Source organism: Pseudomonas sp. TH21 (assembly GCF_016651025.1).
Taxonomy (GTDB): Bacteria; Pseudomonadota; Gammaproteobacteria; order Pseudomonadales; family Pseudomonadaceae; genus Aquipseudomonas; species Aquipseudomonas aylmerensis.
In genome coordinates this window covers 3,224,798-3,246,441 of sequence record NZ_JAEKEQ010000001.1, presented here as the reverse complement: position 1 = coordinate 3,246,441, position 21,644 = coordinate 3,224,798, and the positions used below count along the sequence as shown (strand labels likewise).

Genomic DNA, 21,644 nt, shown 5'->3' with positions numbered 1-21,644 from the left:
AACCCTGAAAGAAAAACTTTATCGCCATGAAATCACCGATCCATCTGAACGCTTTGCGTGCCTTCGAGGCCAGCGCCCGCCATCAGAGCTTTTCTGCGGCGGCGGCCGAACTCAACGTCACACCGGCGGCGGTCGGTCAGTTGGTACGCACGCTGGAAGATTGGCTGGGTAGCCCGCTGTTTGTGCGCGGCAACAGCGGCCGGGCAAGGCTTGTACCCACGGAGGCAGCCGAGCGCGCGTTGCCCGACATACGCGCAGGTTTCGACAGGCTGACCCTGGGGATGGAGCGACTGCGGGAAAGTTCGATCAACGGCGTACTGACCGTGGCGGTCAGCCCGGCCTTTGCCGCCAAGTGGCTGTTGCCTCGCATCGACCGCTTCCAGGCGATGTGCCCCGAAACAGACGTGCGCCTGGATACCAACCTCAAACCGGTGGACTTCGTTGCACAGCGGATCGATATCGGCGTGCGTTATGGCACGGGGCGGTGGCCGGGGCTGACCGCCGAAAAACTGATGGATGAAGAGGTCTATCCGGTGTGCTCGCCGCAACTGTTGCGCGAGCACTCGCGTTTGCAGAAGCCCAATGACCTGACACAGGAGACGTTGATTCACGACCTGTCGATGGATAGCCATACCGGTTTTCCGACCTGGGAAACCTGGATGCAGAAAGCCGGGGCGAAGGACGCACTCTCTCTGCGGGGCATGCAAATCAACAATTCTGCCGCCGTGTTGCAAGCTGCGGTTGAGGGGCACGGCATCGCGCTGGCCCGCAGCGTCATGGCCCACGATGACCTGGCAAGCGGACGCCTGGTGCGGTTGTTCCCCGACATCAGCTTTGCATCGGAGCTGGCCTACTACATCGTTTATCGGCCTGAGTGCGCCAGCTTGCCCCGGCTGACGACTTTTCGGGACTGGTTGTTGGCGCAAGCGCAGCAGACGGAAAATCGCTGACTTTGAAGATGATTTACGGTACCCGCACGCGCCCCCTACACCACGTTTTCGCTCTGTTCTCGTGAGCCGCGAAAAGTAATATTTCGCCAAGAGAATTTGTTCGAGAGTTTGGGCTACCCGATAAGTCTCCAGAGATGCCTGAATGGCTCATATCGTGGTCAGGTGCCTGTGACGCCATGAGTTATCAACTCAGGGAAGAAGAAGGCATCTGGAATCAATAGCAGGGATAAGCTGAGCAATTAAACGGCTTATAGCTATCTTAAAAAGAAGGTCTTCTGATCGAAGACCTTAAACGCAGTGCTAAATCGCGCAACGGGAAGCAGTCAGACCCATTTAGCGCCGATCACCTTTTCGATAGAAAAGGTCAGAATCTCAATCAGCTTGTCGACGTCAGCATTGGTGTAATTCAGAGAGGGAGCAAAACCGAGTATGTCGTCGGCAAAAGCACGGAATACAAGCCCCTCGCTAAACGCATGGGCCAAGATTTTCTGACCGATTTTCAAGCTCGGGTCAGGCTTGGCTCGTGTGTGCTTGTCTGTAACAAGTTCAACGCCCGCCAGCATACCCTGCCCCCGCACCTGTCCTACTACGGCCAGCGCCTCAAGGCTACGCAGCCTTTCCTGGAAATACTCACCAACAGCTTTGCCATTTTCCAAGAGACCGGTTTCGTACAGATCCAGCGTGGCGTTGGCAATTGCCGCGCTGACAGGATGTCCGGCGTAGGTTTGGCCATGACCAAACGGAGTACCATCAGCGCCGGCCTCCGCGATTGCGGCATAGATGCTGTCGGAGATGATGGTTGCGCCCATGGGCGCATACCCTGAAGTAAGGCCTTTGGCGAGTGTCAAGATATCTGGACTAACACCTTCGTGCTCGCAGGCGAACATGGGGCCAGTACGACCAAATCCAGTAATCACCTCATCAACGATCAGCAGGATGCCAAGCCTGTCACAGGTCTCGCGCATTGCTTTCAGATAACCAGCAGGAGGAACAATTACCCCACCAGAGCCAATGATGGGCTCGCAGATGAACGCGGCCACTTTTTCCTTGCCAATTTCTCGCACTTTACTTTCAAGTGCCGCAACGGTCGCTTGCAGTACCGATACCTCATCTGGGCCGGCACTATGACGGTAAGTGTAAGGCGCTTCAATGTGGTGCTGGGTAGGCGCAGGTACATCAAAATAGCGATGGAACACGGGCAGTGCGGTAAGTCCGCTGCCCAAAGCTGAGGAGCCGTGATAGCCACGCTGCACTGCAATGAAGTGCTTTTTTTCAGGCTGTCCGATCGCGTTGAAGTAGTAGCGTACCGTTCGGATCGCTGTGTCTACCGCATCAGATCCGCCCTGCCCGAAAATGACGTGGTTCAAACCAGAAGGCGCCAGGTTGGCTAAACGATGGGCTAGCTCAATCGCAGGCTCGCTACCGAAGCCGAAGTAACCGGTCGCGTAAGGCAGGACTTCAAGCTGCTTCCTTGCGGCCTCGATGATCGTCGGCTGTCCGTAACCGGCGTTCACACACCAGAGGCCCGAGAAGGCGTCTTGGACTCGATGACCATTCACATCCACCAGGTGAATCCCATCCGCACTTTTCCAGGCACATACGCCCTTTGCCTGGTGATCCATCAGGGCGGTCACAGGGTGAACCCAGTGTTGATCTTTTTTCTGAAGGTTGTTCATACGATCTCTCAATAAACACACATAGCGGATTCTCTCCGCCTCAAACAGGTTTGAGTAAAGAGCTCACTCATCAAAGGTCGGGAGTCAATCCAGGCCGCCTTGGCAGACATATTTGATGTGCATGTATTCCTCCAGGCCATGTACGGAGCCTTCTCGGCCATAGCCCGAATCCTTCACTCCCCCAAACGGAGCGGCTTCGGCGGCTATAGCACCTTCGTTCACGCCAACAATGCCGCACTCCAGCGCATCAGTAACCCGGTGCACACGGCGCATGTCGTTGGTATAGAAATAAGATGCCAATCCAAATGGCGAGTCATTGGCCATCTTGATGACCTCTTCCTCGGTTTCAAACCGAGTGATGGGTGCAACCGGCCCGAAGGTTTCTTCATGGAAGCATTTAGAGGAAGGATCTACGTCCGCCAGGACGGTTGGCGCGTAGTAAGTGGACTCGGCACGCTGTTCGGTAAAAAGACGCTTGCCACCCGTGAGGACTCGAGCACCACGCGCGACTGCATCATTGACGTGCTCCTCGATCTTGGCGATCGCTTTGGCGTTGATCATAGGGCCAATCTGCGACGTCGAATCGCTGGCAGGGCCAACGACCAGGGCCGACACGCGGGCGCTGAGTTTCTCCAGGAAATTGCCGTAGATTTTCGACTGAACGTACACACGGTTTGGACACACGCAGGTCTGGCCGCCGTTACGGAATTTAGCCACCATCAAACCTTCTACTGCGGCATCGATATCGGCGTCCTCGAACACGATGAACGGCGCATTACCGCCCAGCTCCAGCGCCAATTTCTTCAAGGTACGCGATGATTCGTGGGCCAGGTGCTTACCGATCGGCGTCGATCCTGTGAAGGTGATTTTGCGAACACGGGGATCATCCAACCAGACATCCGCTACCGTCTTTGAGGCGGAAGTGTTGACGATGTTCAAGACCCCAGCCGGGACGCCCGCCTCCTCCGCAAGCTTCACCAATGCCAAAGCAGTCAGAGGTGTTTCCGCCGCTGGCTTACAGACAACAGTACAACCTGCGGCCAGAGCCGGAGCGATTTTCCGAGCGATCATCGCTGCGGGGAAGTTCCAAGGCGTGATGGCCGCTACAACGCCTACCGGCTCCCTGTAAGCAGCCATTTTACGTCCGCGTACGGCTTGAGGAATGATGTCACCGTTCGCCCGGGTGGCTTCCTCAGCAAACCACTCTACATAACTTGCGGCGTAGGCGATTTCGCCAACGGCTTCAGCAAGGGGCTTACCTTGCTCAGTAGAAATGATCTTACCCAAGTCTTCAGCGTTAGCCATGATCAAGTCATTCCAGCGCTTCAAGATCACAGCTCGCTGCTTGGCGGGTGTCGAGCGCCAAGCTTCAAACGCTTGCACTGCAGCGTCAACTGCAGCCTTTGCATCCTTTTCGTCGCTATCGGCAACGAGGGTTACGCGCTCTCCCGAAGCTGGGTTGTTGACTGGGAGGGTTGCGCCAGTGACTGCGTCCTGCCACACACCCGCGATAAAGTTCTTGGTGAGTATCAACTCTTCGCGCTGCAGCTTAAAACTCATAAAACCTCCAACGAGATTCGTAAAAAATGAAAAGAAAATACCTTCGTGACTACACCACGAAGGAACAGGTATTCATGTACCGTCGATGACTAAGCACTTAGAGCCATGGTTCAATCCACTACGCCTGCAGGCCGTCTTTGGGAGGCGTAACTTCAACCATTCATCTTGGGTAAATCCTAAGCAACGAACTCAGTGTCAGCTACCGATCCCGAGCAGGATAAACAGGGGTGTTTTTAGTATTTAAAGTATTAATCATTTAAGCCTTGAAGTGCCCCCTGGTGGTTTCGAGAACGGGGGAGATACTTCAATATGAATATGAGGGCATGGGCAGGCTACCAACACGTCGTCATCTTTCTCGGTAACAGGCCTTGCCAAACAAAAATCCCGAATGGCGACTAGCATGCTGATGAATAGACTTTTATTGTTATTCATTTAATGCCCCGTACAAGATTAGTCATTCAGAGGGTGATTTTTACGATTAGTCAAATGAGCACTGAAAGGTTAAGTGCTGTTATGAGGGGACGGGATCCATTGCCACCCTTCTTTCGCAAAGGGTGGCTTTCTTCTGATAAGCACAACATTCACGCGGTCTGCTGAGTGTGAGTCTATGGTCAGAGTCTTACGTTGTGTTCCTGGCGCTTCAAGCGATTACAACGTCGCTGATGCAGGATTCCAATCAGCACCAAAGCGAGACCTGCACTGCCTGTCGACACTACCAGGACCTGGTACTCAGCCATGAACGACATCACCGCCAAACACGCCACGATGAAGATAATCACCGCCCAGGTCAGCCAAGGAAACAGCCACATTTTCAGCGGGATTTCACTGCCCTTCAGCTCCAGCTTGCGGCGCATTTTCAGCTGAGAGCACGCGATAACCAGATACACCAGAAGCGCGATAGTACCGGTCATGTTCATCAGCGTATCGAGCACATCCTTGGGTCTCAGCGCCTCGCTGAAATTGATCAGTGCCAGAATCACAGCCACCAGACAGGATCCGACGATGGCATAGAGCGGAACACCCGTTCCTTGTTTTGTAAACTTGAAGAATGACGGGGCGTCGCCGCGAGTGGCCAACGAATAGAGCATGCGTGAAGCTGTGTAGTGCGCGGAAATCAAGCAGCTGCTCACCGACGTCAGCACCACGAAATTCATCAGCACTTCTGCACCAGGCACCCCAAGCAGCTCCAGCGTGCGGCGGTAGGCCCCATAGCCTGGCACACCGAGCATGGGGTCATTCCATGGCACCAAGCACACAATCAGGAAAATCGAGCCCACGTAAAACAACCCTACGCGCCAAACGACCGACTTGGTCGTCTTGATGATCTGCTGGGACGGGTTCGCAGACTCAGAAGCGGCAATAGTCGCGATCTCTGCCCCGAGGAACGCAAACATCACTCCCAGCATGGCGCCGACGACAGGGTCTATGCCGTTCGGCATGAAACCGTGCGCCGTCAAGTTGGTGATGCCCCTCACCTCCCCCAGCGTCCAGATATTGGCTACAGCGAGGCCACACACTATCAAGAAGCAGAAAATCGCCACGACCTTGATCAGTGCAAACCAGAACTCAAATTCGCCGTAGTTTTTCACGTTGAAGAAGTTGATGCTGATCAGTACCAGAGTGGTTGCCAGAACGAAGACATTGATACTGATCGATGGAAACCAGCCGTTAAGGATCTTACCTGCAACGTAGGCCTCCCAAGCCATGAGGCTTACCCAGTAACCCCAATAAAGCCAGCCAATGGTAAACCCGGCCCACCGGCCAATCGCCCGATCGGCGTAAGTTGAGAAAGACCCCGTATCAGGAGAGGACGTCGCCATCTCACCCAGCATTCTCATGATAAGCATCATCAGAATACCGCCGACCAGAAATGCCAAGACGGCAGCGGGACCTGCAGTATGGATGATACTTGCCGACCCTACGAACAGAGAGCCACCAATGACCCCCGCGATAGACATCATGGTGAGATGCCTGGACTTGAGCCCCGTCTTGAGTTGACTATCTTGGATCTTCGGGTTTTCGATACTTATATTTGTTTCAATCATCGAGTCACCTCTATTTTTACCAACGACATTTCTGCCAAGCATCTGCGGCGCTGCGCACTTGGATGTTCTACTTCGATAGTTCAGGCATATAAAAAAGCCCCCAGCGTGACGGGGGCAAGGTTAAATCGGCGAATATGAATAGAATGACCTGTTCTATTTCTTCACCTTATTGACGCGGGCGCACAATCAATAACGTTTACGAAGTTGCTCTTCTCGACATTATCATCGAGCAAACAACTAATCCGGCGCCTACCCAGATGTACCACTGCATGCCGACCTGCAGGTAGATGGCCAAGAATGCGGTGGACAGCACAGGTGTGGCATAACTGAGGACGGCTACCTGCTCATGATTGGCCTTTTTCATGGCATAGTCCCAGAGGTAAAAGGCTCCACCCATAGGCCCCAAGCCCATGTAGACAATTGCCCAGGTCTCACTAGGGGTGAGCGACGGCCATTGCGCGCCTGCGCGATAAACCAACAGGCACGCAGCGCCCGACACAAGACAAAACAGCCCAACCGATGCACTGCGAACCCCCGTATATTGCTTGGCAAGTAGCGAGTAAGCTGCCCACAGGATGGCCGAAACAAATGCCAGGCCATAGCCAAGCCAGTTACCCTCACCCAGAGAGTGATCCGGATTACAGCTGATCACTGCGCCAACAAAACCCACGAGCCCGGCCAAAATCGATCTCGTGGTGAGTCGTCCGCTCGACACAAAGAGTGGAGCCATCACCACGATCAGCACAGGCCAAAGGTAGTGCAGCAGACTGACGCCGATCGGATCAGCCAGTTGGAGCGCGTAAAAATAAATGACGTGGTAGGCCAACATGCAGAATGTGCCCAGCACAAAGAGCCTGCGCGGCATAGCCCAGAGCCTGAACCACGGAAGGCCGATGAGCCCACCAATAAATAGCGCAGCACCCGTTATAAACATGGGAGACACGTTCTGGCAGTAGGTAACACTCACTGCCAAGGTGCTCCAGATGATCACTGAGACTACCGCTGGGATAATCCCGAACTGAGATCTTGAGACAGTTGAATCATACGAACTCATGGCAGTCTCGCTGTTAGTTCAAGTTCAGCGGAATATACCGGCGACCCGCAAAAGTCGCCGGCATCGGTATTAACCCTTAAGCGCTTGCTTATGGGCCTCAGCCATCTCGCCCATGCTGTTGAAGCGGAAATCGATGTTGGGCATACGCGACGGAACGTGGGTCGCACCGTAGCCTTCTTTACCGTGACGGCGGTAGATCCAGGCCGAAGCCAGACCTGCGTCGTTGGCGGGGATATGGTCGTGGTAAAGGCTTTCTGCAGTGTGCAGGATATCGCCTTTCTCGATGCCAGCTTGAGCCAGTGCATCGATCATGAAGGTAAAGTTGTTTGGGTTTGGTTTGTACGAACCCACATCCTGAGCGGTGATAATGTGGTCGAACTCGACACCCAGCTTCGCATTGCTCAGTTTGAACTCATTGCGGTCGATGTTGGACAGGATGACCAGCTTGTAATGGTTCTTCAGATACTGCAAAGCTTCCACCGTATCTGGGAATGCAGGCCAGTTCTTCACAGAGGTGCCGAACTCTTCACGCTCAGCAGCCTCAGGTTGCAGGCTCCATTCTTTGGCGATGCGGTCATACACAGCGCGCAGAATGTCCTGGTAAAGCGCACCAGGGGTCTCGGTTTGCTGAGGCGACTCGTTGCGACCAAACACTTCCAGCAGCTCGTCAGAGGTGAAAGACTTGCCAGTGCGCTTGGCCAGTGGTTGGAGGGCGTTGACGATACCGGTTTCCCAGTCGATCAGGGTGCCGTAGCAGTCGAAGGTCAACGCTTTGAAGTCGGTCAGTTGCATCTTGATATCCTACTTTAGGTTTACTTGTTTTGAATCAGCCGCGGTATCGCAGCACAGCGGCTAGAGGGTTAAAAAATCTTGCTACCGAGTGGAACAGGCCGCTCTGTGGTCAGGTAAACAACCTCACCCGGCTCACGATCGACACCCAACATCAATACTTCGGAGGTAAAGCCCGCAATCTTCCTGGCGCCCAGATTGACGGCGCACACCACCTGCTTACCGACAAGCTCCTCAGGGCTGTAGAGCTTGGTGTACTGCGCGCTGGTGGTTTTCTCGCCCAACTCACCAAAATTGATCCAGAACTTATAAGCTGGCTTGTTTGCTTTTTCATTGAGCTCCACTCGCACGACCTCGCCGATACGAATGTCAACCTCATTGAACGCTTCAAACGGGGACATAACCACTCCAGTATTATTGCGGTGTAAATCGATAAAACCTCAGCCTTATGCTTCGGCGACAACCAGCGCACGCTCAAACATGCCCAAGGCTTCAGCCACATCCTGCTCGGAAATGACCAGTGGGCAGATGAAGCGGACAACATTGCGGTACACGCCGCATTTGATCACCAGCAACCCCTCTTCACGGGCAGCATCGATGATCCGTTGCGCCAGAGCCGCATCTGGCTCTTTTGACTCACGATCAGAAACGAACTCAACGGCTGCCATTGCACCGATCGCACGCACGTGACCGATGCCTTTGAAGCGGCCTTCCAGGGCTTTGAAGCCTTCCAGAAGCTGGGCGCCGATCGCGCGGCTACGCTCCGTCAGGTTTTCCGACTCGAAGATCTTGATGACTTCCAAGGCTGCAGCGCAACCGAGCGGGTTGCCACCATACGTACCGCCCAAGCCACCTGGTTGTGGGGCATCCATGATTACGGCACGACCTACGACACCAGAGATCGGCAGACCGCCGGCCATGCTCTTGGCAACGGTTACCAAGTCAGGCTGGATGCCGGAGTGCTCGAAGCCGAACATCTTGCCGGTACGGCCGAAGCCGGTCTGAATTTCGTCGCAGATCAGGACGATGCCCAGCTCTTGGGTTTTCTTGCGCAGAGCACGCATGAACTCGACCGGCGCGGCGATGAAGCCACCATCACCCTGGACGGGCTCAATGATGATTGCAGCGACGCGATCAGCAGCGATTTGAGTATCAAATACCTCCTGCAGAGCGGCCAGTGCTTTCTCGGTGGTCACCCCACGGTACTCGTTCGGATACGGCGTATGGTAGATATCCGGAGCGTACGGGCCGAAATTCTGACGGTAAGGCTGGCTCATACCAGTGAGGGTCATACCCATCAAGGTACGACCGTGGAAACCGCCACGGAATGCGATCACACCTGGACGATTGGTATGGCCACGCGCGATCTTGATGGCGTTCTCAACAGCTTCAGCACCGGTAGTCAGGAACACTGACTTGTAGTGCTCCGAGCCACCCACCAGGTTGTTCAGCTTTGCGGCGAGGTCGGTGTATTGGTTGTAAGCCGCGACCTGGAAGCAGATGTGCGAGAAGGTATCCAGCTGCTTACGTACCGCTTCGACGACGCGTGGGTGGTTGTGACCGACGTTCAGCACGCCGATACCACCCACGAAGTCCAAGTATTTCTTACCTTGGTCATCCCAGAGGTAAGCACCAGCAGCGCGGCTCACGGTGATCGGGTGAGCAACCGCAACACCATTGGATACATGTTGTGCGCGAGGCGATACGGACAGTTTTTGTTGAGAAGACATGGTATTCACCTTTGTGTGTCAGTGTGGCAATCGTAACTACACCCTCACACTCAAAATACGTGCGAGAACTAGGAAGACTGATTGATTTTTTCGTACTAAAAGTAGATACAGAAAAGATGGGGCTCAGGGCAGGAAAGCAAGACAGCAACAAGCCGAGCCCAACTATTCCGTTGGCAACTGTCGGCCAAGAACAAGGGGGCACGCGCCCCCGCCCGCCCCCACCCTTCTTGAATAACCTGGATCTGAAATAGGTCAGCGGCGGTTATTGCTGACGAGACCCTGAGACCAATTCGCCGCGTTGCTACGGCGCTTGGTGTAAACACCAGTGGCAACGATCACGAGTGCCAGCACCGCCGTCGACGCCACCTCATAAGTGTGTTTAGGGAGCGTCAGCATCAGGCACAGCGCGGCCGTAATGAAAATGATCACAAGCCAGGTCAGCCAAGGGTAAAGCCACATCTTGAAGCCCAACTCCTGGCCGTCAGCGACCAGCTGCTTGCGCATGCGCAACTGCGAAACCGCGATAACCAAGTAGACCAGCAATGCAACTGCCCCCGAGGTTGCCAGGAGGAATGCAAATACTGTCTCAGGGGCAAAGTAGTTAATGGCAGTCGTAACGAAGCCAATAGCCGTACTGGCCAAGACCGCCCTGCGCGGGACATTTGAGGCAGTTGTGGCCTTGAGCGCTTGTGGCGCATCACCGCGCTTGGCCAGGGAGAACATCATCCTGGAAGCGGTGTAGATGGCCGAATTGAGACAGCTCGCTACAGCGACGAGAACCACGATATCGACGATCAGCTTGGCGTAGGGAATTTGCAGCAGCTCCAGCGCACGCTGGTACGACCCAACCACGGAAAGCTGGGCGTCGTTCCATGGCACGATGGAAACCACCATAAAGATCGAAACAATGTAGAAAATACCGATGCGCCAAATAACAGAGTTTGTAGCCCGGGCGATCTGCTGAGACGGGTTTTTCGATTCTGCTGCAGCGATCGTGACGATCTCGGTACCCATGAAGCTGAACATGGTCGTCAGCAAGGCACCCAGCACCGGCCCATAGCCATTCGGGGCGAAACCGCCATTTGCGTGCATGGTAGCGACGAAGCCTTCAACCTCCCGACCGGGCAGCCCTCCCACGAGAGCGACTGCAACCAAGATGATGAATGCCATGATTGCGACCACTTTCGACAACGCAAACCAGAACTCAAACTCGCCGTACTTAGCGACGCTGAAGAGATTTGAAATGGTCAGAAGTGCAGTAATCGCCAACGCGAACAACCAGGTATCAATAACCGGGAACCATGTGTTCAAAATGGCAGCTGCTGCAATGGCCTCCAAGGGGATAACGAGAACCCAGAACCACCAATACAGCCAACCGATTGAAAATCCGGCCCATTGACCGATGGCCCTGTTCGCATAGGTGGAGAATGATCCGGTATCGGGAGAGGCTACTGCCATTTCGCCGAGCATTCGCATCACCAGCACAACAAGCGTACCGGCTGCGATATAAGAAAGAAGCACCGCCGGGCCAGCAGCAGCAATTGCATGACCCGAGCCAACAAACAAACCCGCCCCGATGACACCCGCAATCGAGAGCATCGTGACGTGGCGCTGTTTTAAACCAGTGGAAAGGTTTGATCCTTCAGCAGTAGCTGAATGGACTGAATGAGAGGGTTGGGACATCTTGAAAAGCCTCGAGTTATTATTAGGCAGGCGTACATATCTGGATCTAACTACTCGGTTCGCACGACCGGCAGGCCCTTTCCCTGGGACTTACAGGGAATCATTGAACAGGAGGGGGACGAAAGAGACTACCTACTCGACAAACGAATTCGCGATCGTTTTTTGGGTCGGCTGATAGCACACAGCCGTAATAGAGAAGAAAAAGATAAGTAATATTAAACAGCTACTTTTTGCCCGATCCCTTTCTTGTGATTATCCAGTAAAGTCAGCAGGAACGAATCCAACAATGTAGTGCAGGCTCCACGACCACCGGCACTCAGTCCCACGATAGGAACAACCCCCCTATCGGTCAACTCACACAAGACGCCTGCCAACTGCTGGCCTCTGAGCGCGTTGTGAAAAACTACGGCGTCTACTAGAACTTGAGCCGCCACCTCACCACCGTTGTTAAAGCACTTCTCCCACTCAGCCATGAGCCTGGTCTGAGATACAACCATCGCAGCATAGCCCGCACGGTAGACTTGACCACCTGAGCATCCAGCCCCGGCAGACGGAGGTTCACCCACGGCGACGACAACGCGGTTGCCAGCAGCCTTTAAATCAATAGCCGTTCTGGCCAGCGCAACTAACTCAGACTGCACTACCCCGCCGTCGAGATCAAAGAGAGTATTTTCAGACTGCGATACCAAACGCAGCCCGCATGAAGTTTTCGTCACACGCCTAGACACATAGCCTCCCACGCTTTGGGACAGGCAATTAATAGCCGCGCCCCAACACGCAATATTTTCTAAGAGTTCTCGTCAGCGGCCAAAAGATACATTTGAGCGGCTACTTGAAGCTTGAATTTGTCATCAGGGTTATCGAGCGAAATACCCAACATCATCTCAATACGCTCTACCCTGTAGCGCAACGTACTAATATGGATATCCAGTGCCTTGGAGGTATTCAATAACTGGAAGCCTTCCTTGGCCAAGGTAAGAGCCGTTTCGATGAGCGTGTTGCCACGCTTGGGATTGCCCAGCGGTTCAATCATTTTCTCTACCAGCAAGCGTCGAGCATCCGCATCGCCCATCAGCGCCCTGGGAAATAGAACCTCATCAAAATCATGCAACTTACCTGGCTTGAGCAAAGGCAGAAGCGCAGATACATCTTCTGCGCCATGAGCCATACCGGTCACTCCTTGATGAGTCCGACTGACCGCCATTGCACAGCCCTCGGTGCGCACAGCCCGCCATAACGCGTCCGGCGCAATTTCCGACGGCAACAAGAAGCTCACCTGGTTCAGAGACACGGACATGAGCGGCGCCACACCCAGACTCTGCATTGCTTGCGAGATTCGATCCGCAGTTCTTGAACGCCGAGTGAAACCCTCGATAGAAAGCGGAATCGGCTCATTCAAGAGCACCAGGCAAACCCTGTAGTTTCTATTTTCACTCCAACCCGAAGCTTGAGCTCGCTCGATAGCGCTAGGCGTGGCCGAAAATTTTCCCTCCAACAAACCCGCTACAAATGCGTAACCCAAGCGAGTTTCTTGATCAGACAGCTCTCGCTGATAGGTCAGGTGCAGAGCTGCAATAACCGCAGCATGCTCCAAGGCGCGGGAGTCTAGCTCTTCAAACTCGCGCTCATCACTTCCCAGCCATACGATTCCAATGACCTCGTTCCTTAAACGGATGGCTCCACCCAACCTGGGCTTGGCCACCCACTCCGAAACCACTTTAGGGGCATTGGACTCGAAAAATGCTGTGAGAGGCTCCAGTTCGGTGAGTTTTTTAACCAGCAGTCGTTCGCAGGCTTCATCTGCGCTGGGGTCGGACGCCCCCAATATCGTCCCGTCCACGGAAACGACGGTAGCTGATTTGTCGAGTGCCGCTTTCAAAGCCTTAGCCAGCCCCTCCAGGTTTTTCCCCTCCAGCGCAGCTTCCGTCAATGTGCGATGGATGTGGTCAGAGCGGCGAATCGTCTCGGCCTGGATATTGATGATCCGTGCCAACACATCGTGCATGATGTCGCTGAACGGAATCTCCCAAGGCAATTCAAGCAGAGGCAGATTGCAGAGGTTGGCTTCTTCGATTGCCGCTTCAGTGAAGTGCTCCCGAAAATGCGGGACTGCCAAAACGACTCCTGCCAAGCCGATCTCACTGAGGCGACGCACCATGCTTCGGCTTTCATCGTCATCCACCGGCCAGTTGTAACCGGTAGTCAACAGCAGCTCGCCTGGTTTCAACCAATTGGTGATCTCAGGGTGATCGACGATATGAACCCACGTTATTTCGCGATCCATGGCATTTGCCCCTGCAACAACAGAGGCTTCGCGCAACACAGTGTTTTCAATCGCAGTATCGAGCTTCATGACCAACCTACTCCACTCCATAAGTACCTACACGCTGGCATCCACTGACTGCCGGGACACAGGCCCCAGCAGCCGAATGCATGAGAATGCCGTGCCTGGCGCGACTAGCCCAGAATTTTCGCGAGATACTCAGCCAAGTGCATGGCCTCTCGACCACTCACGTTTCGGATCTGACCCCGGCAGCTGAATCCATCGGCGACCACCGGAGTTTCCTGTGGGATTTTGTCGATATGGGGCTTGAATTCTTTTTCACCGATGATCTTGGCTATCGGAGCCGTTTTGCTGTGGTAGGCGTAGGCTCCAGCAACACCACAGCAACCGGAATTGATCACCTGGCCTTTACCACCGAGCTTCTCCAGGACGCCTTGCTCGCCTTCCATGCCGCCACAAGACTTCTGATGGCAATGACCATGAATGCGGACATCTTCATCAATCAGGGGCAATTGCAAGCCACGACTCTTGATGAACTCACTAAGGGTCATGATCGACTCCTCGAGTTGCTTGGCACGCGGGTCTGCTGGGAACAAACTGGGCATTTCGTCTCGGAATACCGAAAGACAGCTTGGTTCCAGAACAATGACAGGCATGCGCTCCTCCAACACCGGCTCCAACTGAGTGAGGATCTGCTCCAGATTAGCCTTCGCCTGATCAATCATCCCCACGTCGTAGTAAGGCCGGCCACAGCACACATGACGCTTCATCAGCTTCACATTGAAGCCGAGCGTTTCCAGGACAGTCACACCCGCCTCCAACACCTTGGGCGTGAACCCATTGTTGAAGCTATCTACCCACAACAGCACTTCAGTGCCTGTGCGCTGGCCTTGGTTTTTCAGGATACGCTTGGCTGTGACACCACTGCGAAAGCTCTTCGCCGCGATCTTGGGAAATTTGGCGTGGCGCGCCAGGCCGAAATATGAACCTGCTGTGCGCACCAGCGGGTTTCCCATCGCGTAATTGAGTACAGGTGAAAACTTGGTGGCATGGGGCAGCCATTCACCAATTCGGCCAATCATCGCATCCATGACCGGGCGACGCTTCTCGCTGTAGTAACGATTGAGGAATTCGGTTTTATATCGCGCGATGTTCACATTGGTAGGGCAGTCGGTCTTGCAGCCTTTACAGCTCAAGCACAAATCAAGCGAGTCTTTGACCTCTTCGTTCTGCCAGCCATCCTCAATCACCTCGCCCTTGAGTAACTCGAAGAACAGGCGCGCACGACCCCGCGTGGAGTATTTTTCGTCGCGTGTAGCCCTGAAACTCGGGCACATGGTTCCACCTTCCAGGGAGCGGCACTTACCCATTCCAATGCAGCGCTCGGATTCGCGAGCCAGGCCTTTGTCGCCGAGACGAGGGTCGTATGTGAACTGGCTGGGGATTTCTCGACGCTTGTAATCTGGACCCAAGCGAAGGTTGGCATCGACAGGCATTGCATGGATCAGCTTGCCTGGGTTCATTTTGTTGAGCGGATCCCAGATAGCCTTGAACTCGGCAAAGGCATTCATTATCTCGGCGGAGTACATGATGCGCAGGTACTCACCCTTTGCCTGGCCGTCGCCGTGCTCGCCGGACAAAGAGCCGCCGTAACGGACAACCAAGTGTGCAGCCTCGTCGAGGAACGCCCGCCAGTTGTCCAGGCCATCTTGAGACTTCAAATCGAAGGTGATCCGAGAGTGGATGCAACCATCGCCGAAGTGGCCATAGAGATTCGTTTTGTAGCCATAGTTGCTGACTAGGCTCTTGAACTCGCGCAGGTACTTCCCCAGGTGCTCTGGCTCAACCGCCGCATCTTCCCAACCCACGACAGGATCAGGTTCGTTGGGGTCCAACCCCAGGGAAGTGGCCGAAGCCCCGGTCTCACGAATTGTCCAAATCCGGTTCATCAAGCCGGCATCCGTAACCAGCCGGACGCTTGGACGCCCTGGCAGCTCTGGCGCTATATCGACGGCTTTCTGAGCGAAAGCGATCGCATCTTCGGTTGAGAGCGCGCCGAACTCAATCATCAACCAGGCATTGCCGGCAGGCAGCTCCGCAATGTCAGCGAGCTTCATACCGCGCTCTTTGAGTCCATCGATAATGCCGTCGTCCAGCCCCTCCATGGCGATAGGGTTGAGCGGTAGCAACTGAGGGACCGAATCGGCGGCGTAGTAGATCTCCTCGTAACCCAATACCAAAAGGACACGATGAGTTGGATTCTTCACCAGGAGGGTCTCGGCCTGGAGCACTGTCACGCAGGTACCCTCCACACCTACCAGTGCTCGAGCAATGTTGAAGCCATTCTCCGGCAACAACTGATCCAGGTTATAACCCGAGACTCGACGCTTCAGCTTAGGAAAGCCTTGACGAATTTGCTCCTCGTTCTTATCTACCAACGCTTTCAAGGAACGAACGATTTCGGCGCGACGGCCGCCGGCGTTGATATGCTCCTGATACGCGGCCTCATCGGTCGGCCCGACCCAAAAACGCTCGCCGTCGTAGGTGAGGATTTCCAGCCGCTCCACGTTCTCTACCGTCTTGCCGGCCATTACCGAGTGAGCGCCGCAGGAGTTGTTCCCAATCATGCCGCCAAGGGTGCAACGGCTATGAGTCGCGGGATCAGGGCCGAAGGTCAAGCCCACCTTTGCAGCTTCGCCTTTGAGCTGATCGCAAATAACACCTGGCTCAACCCTGGCCAGGCGTCGGCCCGGATCGATCTCGTGAATTGCATTGAGATATTTAGACGCATCAATGACCACCGCAGCGTTGACGGCTTGGCCACACATCGAAGTACCAGCACCACGCGGAAGAATCGGAATCCCGGAATCCCTGCAAACTCGCACCGTGGCGATGATGTCGTCGATGCTTCTAGGGATCACGATACCGATTGGCAGTTGACGGTAGTTCGATGCCTCAGAGGCGTAGATCGCACGAGTCGCAGCGTCGAACCTCACCTCCGCCGAGGTCTCAGCCTCCAGCTTGGAGCGCAGACTCATGAGGACATTGAGGTCGAAGGGGATAGGATTATTTTTTGTCATTTGGAAAAGCCTGGTCTCGATCAGCAGCACGGGAACACAACGTGAAGCCCTACGCGGAAGACCGGAGGTAGAGCGACGGAGGTTAGGTACTGTAAGCCGAGAAAGCGCGCAGCTCTACCAACTCAAAGAAGGATAAAAGCATTATTTTATCCTGCTCAAAATAGGAATTAAGCAAAGACAAAATTTCAGATGAGATGGCCCAATACACAGCAAGAACGCCGGGTATCGCATAAGCGACCCCGGCGCTTCATCGATCAGCGACGACCAGGCTGCCGATAACCGAGCATTACACCTAGAAAACTGAACGCTGCCGCGATCATCACATAGAAAGCTGGAGCAGTAACCGAGCCGGTAACACTGATAAGCCAAGTGAGGATCAGCGAGGCAAACCCACCAAAAGTCATCACTGCAAGGTTGTAGGCCAAGGACAGGCCCGTCGACAGCACCTTGGTGGGAAAGGTCTCTGAAAGCGCAGCGAGTATCGGACCAGTGTAAACCGCGATCAGGACACCAAACACCGCCTGGAAGATGCAGAGTGTGTAAAGCGAGGGCGAACTGGCGATCATATTGAACATCGGCCAAGCCACAAGAAGTATCACCGCCGAGGCTCCAGCCAGCAGGTACTTGCGACCAACCTTGTCAGAAATGTAGCCCGTGATTGGAGAGCAGAACGCAATTACGCCGCCGCCCACCATAGCGGCAATGAAGGATGCAGACTGAGGAAGCTTCAGCACCTTCACAGAGTAGGTTGGCATATAAAACAGAATGACATAGATGCACACCGTCCAAAGTACGATCATGGCGAAGCTAGCGACCGCCTGCCGTGGATACTCGCGGAGGACGTCTCGCAGCGGCGTCTCGGTCAGCTCGCAAGACTCTTCAAACACCGGTGACTCATGCAGGTTGCGGCGAATGAAGAATCCGATAGGGCCAATCAGGATGCCGAACAGGAATGGAATTCGCCAACCCCAGCTCTCGACCTCCTCCGGGCTCAAGCCAAGTGTAATGCCGGTACCGAAACAAGCACCGAGCAGAACTGCAAAGCCAATACTCGTCTGGATCCAGCTTGAGTAATAAGCCTTCTTCCCTTCAGGTGCTTGTTCAGTCAGATAAGCCGTGGCCGCGCCCATCTCACCCCCCGCAGATATACCCTGGAGCAGTCGCGCAAATACGATGATACATGGAGCGAGCATACCTGCCTGCTCATAGGTCGGCGCCAAACCAATCAGGGCCGTACCAGCCCCCATCAAGATGATGGTCAGAGACAACGCCCCCTTTCGGCCATAGCGATCAGAGTAGATGCCGATCAGCACACCGCCCACAGGCCGCACCAAAAACCCGACACCAAAGGTTGCCGCCGAAAGCATCAGCGACGTCAAGTCATCTCCGGTAGGGAAAAATAACTTACCGATGATAATGGCAAAGAAGCCATACACCATGAAGTCAAACCACTCGAATCCATTCCCTAGAACAGTGGCGATGATAGCTTTGCGCCGCATTGCGCTCGTATCCACCGCACGACCAACATCCAAACTAATTGCACTCATTTTCAGATTCCCTCGAGCCTTCTGTGAAAGCCGCGCCTTTTGTCGTTGTTGTAGGGTTCGTCAATTGAGCGCCTGGGAACGTCGCGCTTCTACCACACCAAAATAGGAATTTGAGGCAAATAAATCCTATTTCGAGCACTTCAACCTATTCCGAGTCGGAATTTAACCGTCTCGCTTCGACTCCAGACACTAAGAAATGCAAGAGCTGCAGGGATAGGATGGGTGTAAGGGCAAACCCTCCAGCCGTACATCCAAGCCGCGCCACCAGATGGCTGAGATAGGCCCTGTAGAGCCTGAGCAAAGGTCACAAAGACCACCCGATTCAGGCCGACTTTCTTACTGCCCATCTGCCTAGGGTGCTGTGGTAACTCCACACCCCTGAGTGGCTCGACATCAGCGTCTAAAATGCTGTGAGCCCCTGCTCAACTCCAACAGGCCCGCCACTAGTCGTCGCTGGTCGGTAAATAAAACAATAGGAGGCTATGTGAAGACGAGCCCTGCTACGTCAATTGAGGTAGGCGAAGAAATGGTCGCCGGCTTCGCCAAGAAAGGCCTTGGCCAAGTCAAACCCGCCACCAGCAACGAGCGAGGCAATGGACCATACTCCCGCCTGGTGCTTCGAGGCATCACGGTCATTGATGGTACCGGTGCCCCACCTTGGGGGCCTGCCGATATCGTTATCGAAAATGGCCTCATCACTGAAATCGCAGCGGTTGGCGTCCCCGGGCTGCCGATAAACCCCGCCCGTCGCCCCGCAGAAGGCGTTCGCGAGATCGACTGCCATGGCAAGTTCGCTACGCCAGGTTTCATTGATTGTCACGCTCACGTCGGCACACCCTTTCACGCAGAAAGCGGTGAGATGCTTTCAGCCGATTACGTATACAAGCTCTGGCTGGCCCATGGCGTCACCTCGGTGCGAGAGGCCGGCTGCATGAACGGGCTCGCCTGGACATGTGAGCAGCAACGTGCGTCAGCTGATCACACCATCGGGGCGCCCAATCTCTACCCGTACGTCTACTTCCCTGCTGTGAACGATTACCTGAAGGTGATCTACAGCCCAGAGCAAGGACGTGAGTGGTTGCGCCAGGTGCGCGAGAAAGGCGCCTGTGGTGTGAAGTTCTTTGGCTCTCCACCCGCCATTATGGAAGCCGCTTTGGACGAGTGCCGAAACCTCGGTCTCAAAACCTGCTGCCACCATGCCCAGCTTTCAGTCGGCCGCATGAACGCGCTCAAGACAGCGAAGTGGGGACTGACCAGCACAGAGCATTCCTACGGCCTCCCCGAAGCGCTGATGGAAGGAAGTACCCTTCAGTTCATTGATGACGACTACAACTACAACGACGAGTACATCCGCTTCGCCGCCGCCGGCAGAACATTCCTGCAGGCAACAAAACCAGGTAGCCAGAAGTGGAATGAGGTGCTCGAAGCATTCCTTGAGGTAGGCCACACCTTTGTTCCGACGATGAATGTCTACGACAGTAACCGTGACGTAATGCGAGCTCGTCGCGCTGACTGGCATCAGGAGTACACCGACAGCACCTCCTGGAACTACTTCCAGCCTCAACGAGGTGGGCACGGCGCCTACTTCTTTCGCTGGTCAACCAAGAATGAACTGGAGTGGAAGGAAAGCTTCAGGATCTGGATGCAGTTCTTGAATGAGTACAAAAACCGAGGGGGCCGGGTGTGCCCTGGCAGCGATTCCGGATTCATGTTCCAGGTCTATGGCTTCGGCTATGTACGTGAGCTTGAGCTTCTACAAGAGGCAGGATTCACGCCACAGGAGGTGCTGCGTGCTGCCACCCTGCAAGGGGCCGAACTATTGGGTATTGAGCACAAGACTGGCACGCTGGAGGTCGGAAAAGAGGCCGACATCCTCATTCATAACCAGAACCCCTTGTCGGACTTCAAGCTGCTTTACGGGACTGGCGCCGTGCGACTCAACGATGACACCAACGTAGCCGAACGTAAGCGCTGCCTTGATTACACCCTCAAGGGCGGCGTCATTTTTGATACCGGGGAACTGCTCGCCGATGTCCGCGAGATGGTTGACGAAACCTGGAACGGCGAACATAAGCCAACCCTGTAGGAGGCGGATATGATTTCTCCTGCAAAGGGTATCGATTTCTTCATCTTGACCGGCCCGCTGGGCAGCGGCAAAACCACCCTGCTGGAACAGCTTCTCTACACCGTAGAAGACAGCACCGGCACAGCGGTAATCGTCAACGAAGCCGGTGCCGTCAACATCGACGGCGCGGTACTCGTCGATTCGACCAATGGGCTGGTCATCGAAACACTCAGCAATGGGTGCGTTTGCTGCAGCCTTAACAATGACTTGGTCACCACGGTGCAACATCTAGTCGAATCCAGGGCACGGATGGATTTACCGCCATTTGAACGAATCATCCTGGAGTGCAGCGGGCTGTCCATGCCCGGTGAAGTGGTGCGCTCCCTGGCTGGCTTAGCCGACCTGCAGATGGCCGTTTCGATCATCTGCACCTACGACTGCACGAGACCTTCCTTACTAAGCACCCAGTTCGATGCAGCAGCCGCTCAACTTAGTGCAGCCCAAACTGTAGTGCTCACCAAGATTGATTCAGCGTCACAGCAGGAACTGTGCACTGCAATGGCAACAGCAGAGCGAATCAACCCGTTCGCAATCATTGTCGAAGAGATATCGCAAGCCAAGAGGAGCCATCGCGCTTTTCTGAACGCGACCCCACGCTCCCTTGATCACACCCTCCCCCAACGCAAGCTCGTTCAAGCCACCGCTCACCCACGCATACACGTATACCAGGCTCAGCTAAATGAGCCAGACCCGGGCGATGCCATCGACTGGCTTGAAAACGTCACCGGCTGTCTCGGCGAAAAACTGCTCAGAAGCAAAGCACTGATCTGTACACCAGAGAGGGATTTTCTGATGCAGACAGTCGGCACAGCGTTTTCCGCGCCACGGCTACTTCGTACAAAGTCTGGAGGTCGATCGGTGGCCATCTTCATCACCCAGGACTGCGAGTTAAATGAGCTGACAAGGATTCCGTCGAGCCTTTCTATAGAGTGGGAGCAGGAAGCCAACTGAGCGATGAAGATCAGGCCAGTTCAACGCCCCTCCTACGCTTTGCCTGACTTCATTCCACTTGTCGCAAACGCTCGCTAACTCTAACTGCAATTGAATCACTGCGAGATTAAAGGGTCATCTGCTAGCAAGGCTGATTTCGCCGTGACTTTAGAGAGTCTAAGTCCGAGTTC

Annotated in this window: 15 protein-coding genes; 3 read left to right on the top strand and 12 right to left on the bottom strand. The window is 54.7% G+C overall.

Annotated elements, in window-relative coordinates; all coding sequences use genetic code 11:
- The first annotated feature begins 26 nt into the window (after positions 1–26).
- A complete protein-coding gene (gene gcvA / locus JFU04_RS14155) occupies positions 27–950 on the top strand; it encodes a transcriptional regulator GcvA (protein WP_201144473.1) in 924 nt (307 codons plus the stop codon).
- 323 nt (positions 951–1,273) lie between these two features.
- On the opposite strand, the gene JFU04_RS14150 is transcribed toward gcvA, so the two are convergent.
- The 12 genes from JFU04_RS14150 to JFU04_RS14095 all read right to left on the bottom strand — a co-directional run bounded on the left by JFU04_RS14150 (position 1,274) and on the right by JFU04_RS14095 (position 18,398).
- Complete coding sequence (locus JFU04_RS14150; protein ID WP_242485899.1) at positions 1,274–2,626, bottom strand: aminotransferase class III-fold pyridoxal phosphate-dependent enzyme; 1,353 nt, start codon at positions 2,624–2,626, stop codon at positions 1,274–1,276.
- A gap of 84 nt (positions 2,627–2,710) precedes the next feature.
- On the bottom strand, positions 2,711–4,186 hold the full coding sequence (locus JFU04_RS14145; RefSeq protein WP_201144469.1) for an NAD-dependent succinate-semialdehyde dehydrogenase: 1,476 nt from the start codon (positions 4,184–4,186) through the stop codon (positions 2,711–2,713).
- A gap of 611 nt (positions 4,187–4,797) precedes the next feature.
- Positions 4,798–6,231, bottom strand: coding sequence for an amino acid permease (locus JFU04_RS14140; protein WP_201144467.1), 1,434 nt, complete (start codon positions 6,229–6,231; stop codon positions 4,798–4,800).
- A 196-nt stretch (positions 6,232–6,427) separates the two neighbouring features.
- Positions 6,428–7,285, bottom strand: coding sequence for a DMT family transporter (locus tag JFU04_RS14135; protein ID WP_201144465.1), 858 nt, complete (start codon positions 7,283–7,285; stop codon positions 6,428–6,430).
- 69 nt (positions 7,286–7,354) lie between these two features.
- Entirely contained in the window at positions 7,355–8,077 is a 723-nt protein-coding gene (locus JFU04_RS14130; RefSeq protein ID WP_120448610.1) for a haloacid dehalogenase type II, read from the bottom strand.
- A gap of 68 nt (positions 8,078–8,145) precedes the next feature.
- Positions 8,146–8,475: a tRNA-binding protein gene (locus tag JFU04_RS14125; protein WP_120448609.1), complete on the bottom strand. Its 330-nt coding sequence runs from the start codon at positions 8,473–8,475 to the stop codon at positions 8,146–8,148.
- A gap of 45 nt (positions 8,476–8,520) precedes the next feature.
- Positions 8,521–9,804 (bottom strand): 4-aminobutyrate--2-oxoglutarate transaminase, encoded by a 1,284-nt coding sequence (gabT, locus tag JFU04_RS14120; RefSeq protein ID WP_201144463.1) that lies wholly within the window; start codon positions 9,802–9,804, stop codon positions 8,521–8,523.
- Positions 9,805–10,056: 252 nt separating this feature from the next.
- A complete protein-coding gene (gene gabP, locus JFU04_RS14115) occupies positions 10,057–11,487 on the bottom strand; it encodes a GABA permease (protein ID WP_201144461.1) in 1,431 nt (476 codons plus the stop codon).
- Positions 11,488–11,702: 215 nt separating this feature from the next.
- On the bottom strand, positions 11,703–12,203 hold the full coding sequence (locus JFU04_RS14110) for a hypothetical protein (RefSeq protein WP_201144459.1): 501 nt from the start codon (positions 12,201–12,203) through the stop codon (positions 11,703–11,705).
- A gap of 71 nt (positions 12,204–12,274) precedes the next feature.
- On the bottom strand, positions 12,275–13,840 hold the full coding sequence (locus JFU04_RS14105) for a PucR family transcriptional regulator (RefSeq protein ID WP_201144457.1): 1,566 nt from the start codon (positions 13,838–13,840) through the stop codon (positions 12,275–12,277).
- A 104-nt stretch (positions 13,841–13,944) separates the two neighbouring features.
- Positions 13,945–16,851 carry an FAD-binding and (Fe-S)-binding domain-containing protein gene (locus tag JFU04_RS14100; protein WP_201146399.1) on the bottom strand — a complete coding sequence of 969 codons (2,907 nt, stop codon included), beginning with the start codon at positions 16,849–16,851 and terminating at the stop codon, positions 13,945–13,947.
- Positions 16,852–17,105: 254 nt separating this feature from the next.
- Entirely contained in the window at positions 17,106–18,398 is a 1,293-nt protein-coding gene (locus JFU04_RS14095) for an MFS transporter (protein ID WP_162946086.1), read from the bottom strand.
- Positions 18,399–18,882: 484 nt separating this feature from the next.
- On the opposite strand from JFU04_RS14095, the gene JFU04_RS14090 reads away from it, so the two are divergent.
- Positions 18,883–20,484, top strand: coding sequence for an amidohydrolase family protein (locus tag JFU04_RS14090; protein ID WP_342389442.1), 1,602 nt, complete (start codon positions 18,883–18,885; stop codon positions 20,482–20,484).
- A gap of 9 nt (positions 20,485–20,493) precedes the next feature.
- Positions 20,494–21,474 carry a CobW family GTP-binding protein gene (locus JFU04_RS14085; RefSeq protein WP_201144455.1) on the top strand — a complete coding sequence of 327 codons (981 nt, stop codon included), beginning with the start codon at positions 20,494–20,496 and terminating at the stop codon, positions 21,472–21,474.
- Positions 21,475–21,644 lie beyond the last annotated feature (170 nt).